An 11,934-nucleotide genomic window follows, 5' to 3' on the forward strand; every position below is an offset into this window, starting at 1 on the left:
CTTTCGATGCTGCGCGTGGTGCGGCTGCTGCGGTTAGTCCCGGTAGCCTTCATCCACGACGTCGAGCTTGCCCGTCTTCGGATCGATGACCAGGCCATGAATCGGGATGCTGGGCACAAGCGGATGGTGGCGAATCAGATTGACGCTGCTCCGGATGCTTTCGGTGACGTCGTTGAACCCGCGCAGCCAATGCTCGATATTGAGCCCGGAGTTTTGCAAAATTTGCAGCGTATCCTCGGGAATGCCGCGCTCCAGAAATTTGGCCTTCATGTGCTGCGGATTGATATGGTTCATGCCGCAGTCGTGGTGGCCAATGACGAGCACTTCCTCCGCTCCAAGCTCGTAGATCGCCACGATAATGCTGCGCATAATGCCGCCGAACGCCGTGGAGACGACCCCGCCCGCCGATTTGATCATTTTCACGTCGCCGTTCTTGATGTTCATGCTGGCCGGCAGAAGCTCGATCAGGCGCGTATCCATACACGTCAGTATGACGAACTTCTTATCCGGAAATTTCGAGGTCAAGTAAGGCTCGTATTTTTGCTGCTCTACAAAGGTGCGGTTAAATCCGATGATTTCGTCCAATAGTCTGGTCATGATCTCATTCCCCTTTTTCGTTGAAAAATCCTTGCTTGACCGCCTGTTCGATCAGCCGCTCGACGTACCGCCACAGCTCGGTCGATCCTTCGGCGATCTGCGCGTTGCGCGCCAGCACACGGTCGCTCGTAATGCCGTGCTCCCGCCACGATTGGCCCTTGTTCTCGTAGTTGAACAGCACCGGCTGCAGCCGGTCGATGGCTGCCGCGAACTTTGCTTCATCCGTCTGCCGCTCCTCGAACTGCTCCCACAAACGGTGGAATTCGTCGCCTTGATCGTCCGGCAGCATGCCGAACAGCCGGATGGCCGCCGCCTGCTCGCGCTCGTATTTGTCCTCGAGCCCTTTGTCGTCGTAGGCAAACGTATCGCCGGCATCGATCTCCACGAGATCGTGAATCAGCAGCATCTTCAGCACCGTCAGCATATCGAGCTGTGCCGACTCGGCGTGCTCGGCCAGCAGTACCGCCATAATCGTCAGATGCCACGTATGCTCGGCGTCGTTCTCGAACCGCTCGCTGCCAATCAATCGGCTCTGGCGGAAAATGTGCTTGAGCTTATCGATCTCCAAAATGAATGCGATTTGTCTTTCCAGCCGCGATTGCATCGGCCGCTCACCCCCTGCTTCGCTGTTTTGTCCCGTTAAGGCCGCTCGGGTTCGGCCGCCGCCCCATGACCTGCCCCGAGACGTTCCCGCCTTCTCTCCGCCTCGATACTACGCGCCTCGATGACGTCCGATCGGTCGCGCAGCGTATGCTTATGCCAAAGAAACCCGTCTGCGGGATCGCTCGGAGCGAGCCAGCGCCAGCCCCGTTCCCCGCACCGGCTTGTGCACGCGGCGACTAGCGCTTCATCCGCAAGCGGCAGGTTCATATCGGCGAAAGGCGCCGCCTCGTCCTCCGCCAACGAAGCGATCCGCCGTTCCATCTCCAAACGGAGCTCCCTGGCCAGGATGCCGAGCTCTGCGAGATGGGCGTCGTCCATATTGCGCAGCGAGGCGGCGGCCATCTTCATCGCCCCGGCTCGGTTGCCTCGCCGTTGGTGATAGAGCGAGACCGCAATCTGGATGAGCGCCACCCATGTCCGGCTTTTCGGGTCACCGGGATGCTCCTTCCAGTATTCCTCCAAAATTTCATGGCATTCGAACCAGTCGCGGCTCCCATGAAACTCCACCAAATAATCGATATACGCGTCGGGATACAAGGTGTTCTCAGCCCCCTTCTGTATCGAATTCGCATGTTCGGTCAATAGCCTATCTCTTGATTATATCACTTTTTGCCGAGATGGGGCAGTCTTGGCTTGCCGGGCATACGAAATCGGCTGGGCCGCGAAAAAAATAGGCAAAAACCGATAAAAAAGTGAAACCGTTGTCCATACTATACGTATTACCGCTTGTTGGGCCAATTGCATTTACATTGTACAGGAGGGTTTGACATGAGAAAATGGGTGCTGGTATTGATGGCCTGCTTCGTCGTCGTGGCCTTGAGCGCACCTCAGTACGCAGATGCCAAGCCTAAGGGCGGAAGCTTCAGTTCGGGCAAGAAATCGTACACCCCGACCAAGCCTGCGGACAACGTCTCCAAGACGGATCCGGGCAAAGCGAAAACGAATCCGACTACACCGGCAACGGCTTCCAAGCCCGGATTTTTCGGAGGCGGCGGATTTATGAAAGGCCTGATGATCGGCGGTTTGGCCGGTATGCTGTTCGGCGGCATGTTCGGCGGCATGGGCTTCTTGGGCGATATGCTCGGACTCCTCGTGAACGTGATGGCGATCGTCATGTTGATCGTGCTGATTCGTGTGGCGTACGTTTACTTCCGCGATCGCAATAAGACCAAGAAGAGATTCCAAGAATGACGCTGGATCAAGAGGGAATCATAAACGCCATATGCGAGCATATGGCCGAGCGCAAGCAGCTGGACCCGAGCAAGATCGAAGTCGATTTGCAATGGGAAGAGCATTTGGGCTTCTCCGCCGAGGTAGCCGTCGACGGACGCACGCAAATTTTAGTGGAAGCGAATATGTTGGAAGCGATCGAACGGTATCTGTTTAAACACTTCGACCGCCGCGTATTCCGCAGCCAACTGGAGCTCGATGTCGAGGACGAAATGTTCTGCATCGTGAAAGACGAATAGCGTCACACCGCTTGCGGCGTTGACCTCTAAAGACTGCAAATGACGGCCGTGCGGCCGAAGGGAAGAACGTTCCGAATCGAATCGGAACGTTCTTTTTGTTGCCCGTGTCGGAATCATTCAAATAAATTCGCTGCGCGTATCGAACAACCCCGAACGGCGAACCGGATGGAACGGCTCGAAATCGGTAGTCAGCACGTAGCGGCTACCGGTTTCGGCGGAACGGTAGGCGCCGAACATCGCCTCATGGACGTGGAGCTGCTGCCTGGCCGACTGGCGAGGCTGCTCCCCGGTGCGGAGGCAATGGACGAAATGGCTCAGGATATCTCTCTCCGACTCTACGGGCGCCGGCAAATCCGGGGCATAACAGTGCTCCAGCCCCCGCCAGACGACCGGCTTGGCCCCCTCGATCGGCTTTTCCGGCGAATGGATGACAAGCGGAAACCCGCTGTCGTTCAGCGCGATCGTTCCTTTGCGGCCATAGATCAGCGTGCTGTTCTGGCGGAAGGACGTTCCCCACAGCGTCCGCACCACCGCATGCTGGCCGCCGGCAAATTCCACGATAGCGGTGGCGTTGTCGTCCACGTCGCTCTGAACCCGCTTGCCTCCGCCGACGATCCGCTGCGGAATAAGCGTGTTTACTTCGGCAACGATGCTTCGCGCCGGGCCGAGCAGCGTCATCAGCCGGGAGAGCGGGTATACCATGCAGTCGAGAATCGCTCCACCGTGGGAGATCGCCCGATTGTAGTACCAGTTATCGCGCGGCGGACCGGGAATGTTCAGCTGCACCTCGGCTCCGGTCAGCTTGCCGATCGTGTCCTCGTTGAGGTAACGGAGGGCCGTCGTCAAGGCCGGCTGAAGATCGAACGGCAGGTTCATTAATATCAGCCCTTTGCGCTCCGCCAGCTCGACCATGCGCCGACAATCTTCGAACGTCGTCGCCATCGGCTTCTCGTTCAGAACCGGCAGCCCCTTCTCCAAAGCAGCCATAACCGCCTCCGCGTGAACGGAATGAGGCGTCGTTACAAAGACCGCATCCAATCGCTCCGTCTCGAGCATGGCGTTATAGTCATCATACCAGCGAGGCACCCCATACTGCTTCGCTTTTCGTTCCGCGTTCTCCATACGTCTCGCGCTCGTGGCGGCGAAACGCACCTGCTCCGCCTTGGCCGCCTGCTCAAAATACCGATTGCTGACATCCCCGCTGCCGATCATCCCGAGCGTAATTGGCTTCATCCTCATCGCCCTCCTCTAATGAACGATCACAAACTCGTCCAGCTTATTGCCGTCGGCCTCATAGGCCCGGTACGTGAGCGTCCCGCCGTCAATCGTGATGGCGGCGAATACTTGCTTCCCGTTCTGGACGTGAACCTTGTGGTAAAACAGATCTTCCTTCTTCTTGTTGAACTTCGGTCCGGCCGTGTTCGCGACCACGTACACCGTCCCTTCACGGCCGCGCACGGGCCTTACGCCGTCGCCGGCGATGCTGCCGCCGCGCAGCGGATAAGAGCGCGAATATTCATGGTTATGGCCCTGCAAAACGAGATCGACGGCAAATTCGTCAAATACGGATGTCCACTCCTCAACCTTCTCGTTCCGGTTTCCGCCGTACGGCCCTCGATGCAGCGCGATAATTTTCCAGGGCTTGCCGGTACGGGCCAGATCGTCCCGCAGCCACTTCGTCTGGGCCTTCAGATTGGACTCCGTATTCAAGACGACCACGTGCGCGGTTCCGTAATCGAACGAATAGGTCGTTCCGGGAATCGAGCCTTCCGCTCCGTTGTCCGGCACGTTGAAATGCGACACGAACCGATCCGCCTTGCCACCCTCCTCATCGTGGTTGCCCGTGACCGGCATAAGCGGAATCGACGTCAAATAGCGTCGGGCTTGCCGAAAAAACGCGTCCCACGCTTTCTCGTCCTGCGGATTTTCCGTCAAATCGCCGTTGTGCACGATAAACCGGGCATCCGGGTAAGTAGCGAACGCCCGGTCGAGCGTCGCTCCCCATAGGGCGAAATCGCCCTCCGTCTCTCCTTGCGAGTCGGTCACGTTAATAAAGGTAAACCGCGAGGCGTCTGCTTCCTCCGTCGTGAAGGAAGCCGGCTCGCTCCATGCTCCGCCTTCCCCGCTGCCGACCCGGTACGTGTAAGTCGTGCCCGGCGACAGGCCGGTAACCTCCACTTGATGCGCTCCTTGCTCGCGGCCACCCCCGGTTCGGATCGCGCGGGAAGTTCCCTTCACTACCAGAACGTTCGATCCCTCAAACGAACCGTTCCCCGCTCCCTTCGCCACCTGTACGATCGCATCCGCCTGCGGACTATCCGAATACCAGGCGAACGCACGTGTCGTGCGGGCATCTCCTTTTATCGTCGTGACGAGCGATTTGGGCGACGCCGAGGTCGGTTGTTTTCTTTTCCATACGTTTACTCCGACAAGTCCTCCTACCATGACCGTAACCAGCACTCCTAACGCGATATACCCCTGCAGCCGCTCCGTATCCGCTCCTCCTTTCCTCCGGAAGTCCGTCTAGAAGCTCTTCTATGGATACCTTATCGTTTCCTTGTAGAGAAATCAATTTTATCGGCGGATTTTGGCCGAATCTCGCAACTAATCCGATTCTAGCACGTCTGAACATAAGAGACTGCTAGAGAAAGAGGTTGAGAGATGAAGGGAACGAGATGGATCGCCGCCCTGCTCGTTGCGGTAACGCTATTTGCCGCTCCAGCCGCGGTTTTCGCCGCGAACAAGACGACGAAATATCGGGTGTATCAGAACGAAACGGCTCTCTCCGAGTTTTCCGATCTGAAGCAAGCCATCGCTTATGCAGGCTGGTTCAAGGAAAGCTATGTGGAGGAAATCGGCACGAGAAAATGGGTGTGGAACAACTACCCCCGCTACAAGCTGTACCAATACGACGTGTCTTTGCCGGGCTGGGAATTCGCCACGCTCGAGGAAGCTAAGGCCGTTGCCCGCTATTACGGCCATGCCGCAATCCGCGATATGCAGTCGACCGGATGGGTGTGGAACAACTACCCTCGCTATAAGCTGTACCAGGGCGGTATCACGCTCGATCAGTGGGAGTTCGCCGATCTGAAATCGGCCATCGCCGCCAGTTCCGGATATCTGGGCACGCATATTATCGACTTGAAAACGAACCAGTGGGTATGGGACAACATTCCCGCCGCGGACAAACAATCGGCTCGGCAGGGAACGGCGATTTATCAAGTGCGGCAGGACGGCAAGACGAGCGAACAAGGGCCGTTCGCCTATCTGGAGGATGCCGTCAACGAAGCTTTGAAAGGTCCCAACTCCGTCGTTATCGATACGTCCAGTAGCAATAAAGTCATTTATTCCAATGAGAACAAATACAAGGTGTACCAGAACGACAACCTGATCGCCTCCTTCGTCGACATCGACGAGGCTATCGCCTATTCGCAATGGTTTTTGTCGATCACGATCAAGCTGGACGGCAAGGAAATATGGACGAACCACCCGTACTACCAAGTCTATCAGAACGACAACAAAGCGGCAGAGTTTCTAACGATCCCGGAGGCGCTGAGCTACGCCCAATGGTACACGAACATCTCCATCCGTACCTATCACGACAGCCGCATCTGGAACAATTTCCACAAGCTGCTCTATTGGGGCTGGAACGGCTCCTCGGCGGCGGATACGATCAAGAAACAGGTGCAGACGACCGTCGGTCTGGATATCGACTCTCCGACCTGGTTTCAACTGGGAGACGCCTCCGGCACGATGAAGGACATGTCCAACAAGGAATCGGTCGCCTGGCTGAAAAGTCAAGGTTACGCGATCCATCCGCTGGTCAACAATCAGTTCGATTCGGCGATGACCTCGCAGTTTCTCGCCAACCCGGCGGCGCAGCAGAAGTTTATCCGCGCCCTCGTTGACAAGTCGTACGACCTCGGAGTGGACGGAATCAATATCGACTTCGAGAACCTGGCCGGCAAAGACCGCGCCGCCTTCACCGCGTTTATGCAGACGCTGACGCAAGCGGCCCATGAGAAAAAGCTGCTCGTCTCCGTCGATTTGCCGCGAGGCAGCGTCAAATGGAACCATCTGAGCGCCTTCGACCACGAGAAGCTGGCCGGCATCGTCGACTACGTCGTCACCATGACGTACGACCAGCACTACTCGGGCAGCGACAAGCCGGGCTCCGTGTCCGGATTGCCCTGGGCCGAGGAAGGCGTGAAGGAATTTCTGGAATACGGCATTCCCCGGGACAAGCTCGTGATGGGCATCCCCTACTATGTACGCGAATGGAAAATCAATGAGGCAACCGGCGCGCTGGAAAGCAACCGGGCCATTTACATGAAGGATGCACCCGCGCTGATCGAGTCGAAGAAAGCCGTCTCTACCTGGGACGCCACCTTCCAGCAATACAAGGTGGAGTATGCCGAGGGCGGCTACCGGTACGTCTTCTGGCTGGAAAATGAAGACACCGTCAAAGCCCGCGTCGACATCGCCAAGAAATACGACCTCGCTGGCATCGCGGTCTGGCGGCTCGGCTACGAGACGACGGACGTCTGGAAAGCGATTTTGCAGCAAAAATAAAGGAGTGAGGCCGTGTATACGTGCAGACCGGCGCAAACCGCCGATTTCCCCGTCATTAGCCAATTCCCGCAAACGGAAGAAGAAGCATACTTCATGTTTCCTTCCGGAACGTATCCGCTTTCGGCCTCGCAATTGGAGGAACGGGCGCGCGAACGGCTCCATCCGACCGTCGTCGTCGACGGCGACGAGGTGGCCGGGTACGCCAACATTTACGATTACGTGGAAGGCAAGCACTGCTACCTGGGTAATGTCATTATCGCCCCGGCGCATCGCGGCCGCGGAGCCGCCCGCTTCCTGCTCGAATCGATGATCGGGAACGCCCGCGACGAGCTGCGCGTCCCCCGGCTGCTGCTCCTCTGCCACCATACGAACCCGCGGGCGATGCTGTTCTACCGCAAGCTCGGCTTCAAGCCGTTCGATCTCGAACGGAAGACGAACCGCCGCGACGAAGTCATCGTCGGCATTCGGATGGAGCTGTCCTTGTAACACGAACCAAGGCATGTGCCCGGACGACAAAACGAAGAAGCGTGCCCCTCGCCATCAGCGAAGAGCGCGCTTCTGTTCGTTAACCTAACCCCGATAGCATAAACCCGATTCTCCGCCCCATCTCTTGCTCATGTGCACGATCTGCTCCGACTCCCAATGGCGTTCGATGTAGGCTTGAGATTGCCAGAACGGGTAACCTCCAGGCAAGTATAAGGAAGTATGCAAATAGCTTTCCTTATATCCGGCCGCTCTGGCAAATCGTTCGGCTTCTCGATACAGCCGGCTGCCGATGCCCCTTCTTCGGCAATCCGGGTGAATGTAGCACTTCACGATTTCGCAAACCGGACCGCTTCCGATAGCGTGCTCCACCTCGGGAAAACGTCTGTCGTACGATCTGACGGCCGCCGTGCCGACGATACGGCCATCGGCATCTTCGGCTATCCAAAAACCGGCATCGGCCGGTTGAATATACACCTCTTCGAAGCAAGCCAAATCATGCGGATTTTCATGATACGATCCCGGCGGATACAGGTCGCGCATCATCGCCAATACAAACGCTTGAATAGCCGCCCCTCTATGCCCGGCTGCCGGCAAAATGCGATACGCCGCTTCATGATTCATAGACACTTCTCCCCTGCTACATACTCTTCCATCCGCGCTCCCGGAAAAAGCTGGCTATGCTTTGTTTTGGAGCATGAACGAGAAACCCTCCGTCTCCTGCTGGAGACCTTCTTCCAGATCGCCCGCGCATTGGAGAAGCTGCCGCGTATGCGGATGATCGCTTAGATGCAGCAAAGCGCTTGACTGTTTCCCTTCGCTGAAGCTTCCATGGTTCATAACGGCAATATGATGGCAGAAGGAGCGGAGAACCCGAATGTCGTGCGAAATCATCACGATAGAGAACCCCAGCTGCTTATGCAGGCGTTGCAGCAGCTCCAAGATTTGCGCTTGCACGCTCATATCCAAAGCCGAAACCGCTTCGTCGCAGACGAGCACTTCCGGCCGGAGAGCCAGCGCTCTGGCAATCGCGATGCGCTGACACTGCCCGGTGCTCAGCTGCGGGGGTCTTCTCTGCTGCGCTTCGCCGGTTATTCCTACTTCATGGAGACATTGTACGGCCAACGCCTCTCGTTCTTTTTTGCTCCCGATCTGTAAATAGTGAAGCGGCTCTTGTACCAATTGCAGCGCTGTACGCCCCGGATTCAGGCTGGCTCTGGCGTTTTGGAATACAATCTGGATCTGCTTGCAAACTTCGCGTTTTGGTTTCCCCTTTAAGCGGCTAATGTCCGTACCGCGATACATGACGCGGCCTCCGCTCGGAGACTCCAGCCCTACTATACACTTGGCCAAAGTCGATTTGCCGCAGCCGCTTTGCCCTAAAATCCCTACTATTTCCATCTTGTTCAAGGTAAGATTGACATTATGCAACACGCGCTTTTGCGGATGAAACGTTTTTTCCAGCTCAATCATTTCGAGCAGAGGCTCGTTAGAATGCTTCAGCTCGCGCTCCCCCGCAGGCATCGTCCGTTGAGAGCGGGAAGAGAGCAGTTGGCGCGTGTAGGCTGCCTGGGGCCGGGAGAAAACGCGTCCGACCTCTCCCTCTTCTTCAATCCTCCCTTGATGTAACACAACCACGCGGTTCCCGACCGCATTCGCTACAGCAATATCATGGGTAATCAAGAGTACCGTTAAACCGAGCTCCGTCTGCATGCTTTTCAGCACATCCAACACTTCTTTTTGATTGACGGTATCCAGGGCCGAAGTTGGCTCATCCGCAACAAACACCTCCGGCTCCAAACATAGCGCAAGAGCGAGACAGATCCGTTGACACATGCCGCCGCTAAGTTGAAACGGATAGCTGTTCAAGATGCGGTGCGGGTCCGTAAAGTTGAGCCTGCTCAGCCAACCTGCGCTGATCGTCATGACTTCTTCCGCAGAAGACGCTATGCGGTGAAAGAGCAGCGTTTCTTTAAAATGCTCCTTGATTTTCAGTACGGGATTCAGCGCTTGCTGGGCGTCCTGAAAGAGCATCGCAATCCCTCTCCCCCGGATCTGCTCCCATCGGATACTCGTGTCGGATACATCTCCTATCCAGGCGGAGCCTATTTGAAGGGTACCGCCGCCTATATGCGCCGAAGGAGGGAGCAGACCCGTAATGGCCTTTGCGATCGTCGATTTCCCCGACCCGCTCTCTCCTAACAGCACAACGATCTCGCCTTTTTTTAGCTCCAATGAAAGGTTGTCCACTATGCGGATGACTTTACGGTTTTGCTCATAGCCAACTTGCAGGTTTTGGAGCCGCAGAACTGTCCGGCTTTCCGGATTCGACATATTCGATTCGATCCTCCTATAGCTTTACTTGTTCGTAAGGATCGAGCCGGTCCCGCAGACCCTCGCCGATTAAGTTGAATGCCAGCACCGTAAGAACAATGAAGCAAGCGGGACCGAGCAGGATGTGCGTAGCCTGCATAAAATGGTCGCGCCCGTCCGCCAGCATGCTGCCCCATTCGGGAGACGGGGGTTGGGAGCCCAGACCCAGAAACGATAGAGCCGCTATCGAGAGGATAAGGCTGCCCAGCTCGAAAGTAGCCAAGATCAGCACGGGACTGAGCGCTTTTGGAAGCAATTCCTTGACGATGAGGGCCCCGCTCGTCGCTCCAAGCACCTTGGCGGCCGCAAAGGAAGTCTCGTTCTTGGCATGCAACACGACGCTGCGCGTCAAACGGGCGAAGGAGACCCACCATACCGCGACGACGGCAAGGAGCAGATGAACGAGGCCGGTGCCGAATAGAGCGGCAACAACCATGGCCAGCACCATAAAAGGAAAAGCCAGCAGTACATCGATCAGACGCATGAGCACGGTATCGAGCAGCGAACCGTGAAACAAACCGGCTATCAGGCCGACCGCCAAGCCGATCAACAAGGCTGTGCAAAGCGCAAAGAGCGAGGACAACAAGGTCGTCTTCCCCCCATAAAGCGTGCGGGACAGAACATCTCTGCCGAAACGATCCGTACCCAGCAGATGCCGGCTGCTCGGCTTCTCCAGACGTTCCTCGGCATTCTGCTTTACGGGATCGTAAGGAGCGAAAAATGGCGCGCCTACAATGAGCACCGCCAATATACACAGCATCACTGCGCCCGACACCAGACTGAGCGGATTTTTGGAGTTAAAGATTTTGTTCAACTCCTCCTTCTCCTTTACGATGAATTCGAGGATCGACGAGCGAATAAAGGACGTCAACGAGCAGATGAATAAGGATCACCAACGATACCATGACCAAAGCGTACCCTTGAATGACCGGATAATCTTTAAGCATTATGCTGTCGAGCGCATACTTCCCCATTCCGGGCCAAGAGAAAATGCTTTCGATAACAAAGGCGCCGCTGATCAATCCCGTTAGGGAAAGTCCAATCATGGTTATAACGGGGAGCAGAGCGTTTCTGACCGCATGCCCTACGACCCGTCTGCGATCCAGCCCTCGGGAAAGGGCTGCAAGCACGTAAATTTGACCGAACTCCGCCAGCATATTCGCCCTCACGATGCGTATCCATTGCGGAGCCCCGATAAGACCGAGCGTAACGGCGGGAAGCCACAGCCTGGCCAGGCTGGCTTCGCTGCTAATTTTGAACATGCCCAGCTTTACGGCAAAAAACGACAATAAGAAAAGTCCGATGACGAACGCGGGCGTGGAAGCGAGAAGGACGCACACAAGTCGGATGACATTGTCGTAAAGCTTGCCTGCCTTTAGAGAAGCCATGACTCCGAAACATAGTCCGAGCGCCACTTGAATGAAGAGCGCCGCTACGGCAAGAGCCGCCGTTGCCGGAAATCTGGCCGCGATTTCCGCACGGACCTGCTCTCCCGTCTGAAGGGAAGTGCCCAAATCCAAATGCAGCAACCGTCCGACCCAGGTTGTATACTGTACCATCATGCTTTGATCGAGCCCCAGTTGGGCGCGCAGTTCGGCCGCTCTCTCGTCATAGGCCTGGGTATTGCTCATGGCCGCTTCTGTCGAACGGCCCAGAACCAGTTGAACCGGATCGCCCGGAGCCAGACGAACGAGTGCAAACAGGATAATTGTGGCGCAAAATAAGGTTATACAAGCTTCCGACCCTTTTCGCAAAAACCGTTTATACATGGGAATTT

At 56.5% G+C, this 11,934-nt stretch carries 13 protein-coding genes; 4 read left to right on the forward strand and 9 right to left on the reverse strand.

The window, feature by feature from the left end; translation table 11 throughout:
• Window positions 1–33: 33 nt before the first annotated feature.
• The 3 genes from ABD796_RS17490 to ABD796_RS17500 are packed head-to-tail and all read right to left on the reverse strand — an operon-like array spanning window position 34 to window position 1,797.
• The gene (locus ABD796_RS17490) at window positions 34–597 is read right to left on the reverse strand and encodes a beta-class carbonic anhydrase (RefSeq protein ID WP_344909839.1); all 564 of its coding nucleotides are present in this window, start codon (window positions 595–597) and stop codon (window positions 34–36) included.
• A 4-nt stretch (window positions 598–601) separates the two neighbouring features.
• Window positions 602–1,201 (reverse strand): HD domain-containing protein, encoded by a 600-nt coding sequence (locus ABD796_RS17495; protein WP_344909841.1) that lies wholly within the window; start codon window positions 1,199–1,201, stop codon window positions 602–604.
• 35 nt (window positions 1,202–1,236) lie between these two features.
• The gene (locus tag ABD796_RS17500; protein WP_379119680.1) at window positions 1,237–1,797 is read right to left on the reverse strand and encodes a DUF309 domain-containing protein; all 561 of its coding nucleotides are present in this window, start codon (window positions 1,795–1,797) and stop codon (window positions 1,237–1,239) included.
• A gap of 231 nt (window positions 1,798–2,028) precedes the next feature.
• Here ABD796_RS17500 and ABD796_RS17505 point away from each other — a divergent pair, with 231 nt between their 5' ends.
• Both ABD796_RS17505 and ABD796_RS17510 read left to right on the forward strand, forming a co-directional pair.
• Window positions 2,029–2,451: a hypothetical protein gene (locus ABD796_RS17505; protein WP_344909845.1), complete on the forward strand. Its 423-nt coding sequence runs from the start codon at window positions 2,029–2,031 to the stop codon at window positions 2,449–2,451.
• On the forward strand, window positions 2,448–2,729 hold the full coding sequence (locus ABD796_RS17510) for a DUF2653 family protein (protein WP_344909848.1): 282 nt from the start codon (window positions 2,448–2,450) through the stop codon (window positions 2,727–2,729). Before ABD796_RS17505 ends, ABD796_RS17510 begins: the two co-directional genes overlap by 4 nt.
• Before the next feature lie 117 nt (window positions 2,730–2,846).
• Here the strand turns inward: ABD796_RS17510 and ABD796_RS17515 are convergent, their stop codons facing one another.
• Both ABD796_RS17515 and ABD796_RS17520 read right to left on the reverse strand, forming a co-directional pair.
• Entirely contained in the window at window positions 2,847–3,962 is a 1,116-nt protein-coding gene (locus ABD796_RS17515; protein WP_344909850.1) for a Gfo/Idh/MocA family protein, read from the reverse strand.
• Window positions 3,963–3,977: 15 nt separating this feature from the next.
• Window positions 3,978–5,174 carry a purple acid phosphatase family protein gene (locus ABD796_RS17520; RefSeq protein WP_344909852.1) on the reverse strand — a complete coding sequence of 399 codons (1,197 nt, stop codon included), beginning with the start codon at window positions 5,172–5,174 and terminating at the stop codon, window positions 3,978–3,980.
• Between the two features lie 216 nt (window positions 5,175–5,390).
• Here ABD796_RS17520 and ABD796_RS17525 point away from each other — a divergent pair, with 216 nt between their 5' ends.
• Both ABD796_RS17525 and ABD796_RS17530 read left to right on the forward strand, forming a co-directional pair.
• Window positions 5,391–7,301 (forward strand): glycosyl hydrolase family 18 protein, encoded by a 1,911-nt coding sequence (locus tag ABD796_RS17525; protein WP_344909855.1) that lies wholly within the window; start codon window positions 5,391–5,393, stop codon window positions 7,299–7,301.
• A 12-nt stretch (window positions 7,302–7,313) separates the two neighbouring features.
• A complete protein-coding gene (locus ABD796_RS17530; RefSeq protein WP_344909858.1) occupies window positions 7,314–7,787 on the forward strand; it encodes a GNAT family N-acetyltransferase in 474 nt (157 codons plus the stop codon).
• A gap of 84 nt (window positions 7,788–7,871) precedes the next feature.
• On the opposite strand, the gene ABD796_RS17535 is transcribed toward ABD796_RS17530, so the two are convergent.
• The 4 genes from ABD796_RS17535 to ABD796_RS17550 are packed head-to-tail and all read right to left on the reverse strand — an operon-like array spanning window position 7,872 to window position 11,926.
• On the reverse strand, window positions 7,872–8,408 hold the full coding sequence (locus ABD796_RS17535; RefSeq protein WP_344909860.1) for a GNAT family N-acetyltransferase: 537 nt from the start codon (window positions 8,406–8,408) through the stop codon (window positions 7,872–7,874).
• 54 nt (window positions 8,409–8,462) lie between these two features.
• The gene (gene nikE, locus ABD796_RS17540) at window positions 8,463–10,118 is read right to left on the reverse strand and encodes a nickel ABC transporter ATP-binding protein NikE (RefSeq protein WP_344909862.1); all 1,656 of its coding nucleotides are present in this window, start codon (window positions 10,116–10,118) and stop codon (window positions 8,463–8,465) included.
• A 16-nt stretch (window positions 10,119–10,134) separates the two neighbouring features.
• Window positions 10,135–10,971 (reverse strand): ABC transporter permease, encoded by an 837-nt coding sequence (locus ABD796_RS17545; RefSeq protein WP_344909864.1) that lies wholly within the window; start codon window positions 10,969–10,971, stop codon window positions 10,135–10,137.
• On the reverse strand, window positions 10,955–11,926 hold the full coding sequence (locus tag ABD796_RS17550) for an ABC transporter permease (protein WP_344909866.1): 972 nt from the start codon (window positions 11,924–11,926) through the stop codon (window positions 10,955–10,957). The genes ABD796_RS17545 and ABD796_RS17550 overlap by 17 nt, the downstream gene beginning before the upstream one ends.
• Window positions 11,927–11,934: the final 8 nt, after the last annotated feature.

The organism is Paenibacillus hodogayensis (assembly GCF_039536325.1).
Lineage (GTDB): Bacteria > Bacillota > Bacilli > Paenibacillales > NBRC-103111 > Paenibacillus_AB > Paenibacillus_AB hodogayensis.

Coding starts and splice junctions, on each gene's coding strand:
- ABD796_RS17490 (WP_344909839.1), bottom strand. CDS start 597: ATGACCAGACTATTGGACGAAATCATCGGATTTAACCGCACCTTTGTA.
- ABD796_RS17495 (WP_344909841.1), bottom strand. CDS start 1,201: ATGCAATCGCGGCTGGAAAGACAAATCGCATTCATTTTGGAGATCGAT.
- ABD796_RS17505 (WP_344909845.1), top strand. CDS start 2,029: ATGAGAAAATGGGTGCTGGTATTGATGGCCTGCTTCGTCGTCGTGGCC.
- ABD796_RS17510 (WP_344909848.1), top strand. CDS start 2,448: ATGACGCTGGATCAAGAGGGAATCATAAACGCCATATGCGAGCATATG.
- ABD796_RS17515 (WP_344909850.1), bottom strand. CDS start 3,962: ATGAAGCCAATTACGCTCGGGATGATCGGCAGCGGGGATGTCAGCAAT.
- ABD796_RS17520 (WP_344909852.1), bottom strand. CDS start 5,174: ATGGTAGGAGGACTTGTCGGAGTAAACGTATGGAAAAGAAAACAACCG.
- ABD796_RS17525 (WP_344909855.1), top strand. CDS start 5,391: ATGAAGGGAACGAGATGGATCGCCGCCCTGCTCGTTGCGGTAACGCTA.
- ABD796_RS17535 (WP_344909860.1), bottom strand. CDS start 8,408: ATGAATCATGAAGCGGCGTATCGCATTTTGCCGGCAGCCGGGCATAGA.
- nikE (WP_344909862.1), bottom strand. CDS start 10,118: ATGTCGAATCCGGAAAGCCGGACAGTTCTGCGGCTCCAAAACCTGCAA.
- ABD796_RS17550 (WP_344909866.1), bottom strand. CDS start 11,926: ATGTATAAACGGTTTTTGCGAAAAGGGTCGGAAGCTTGTATAACCTTA.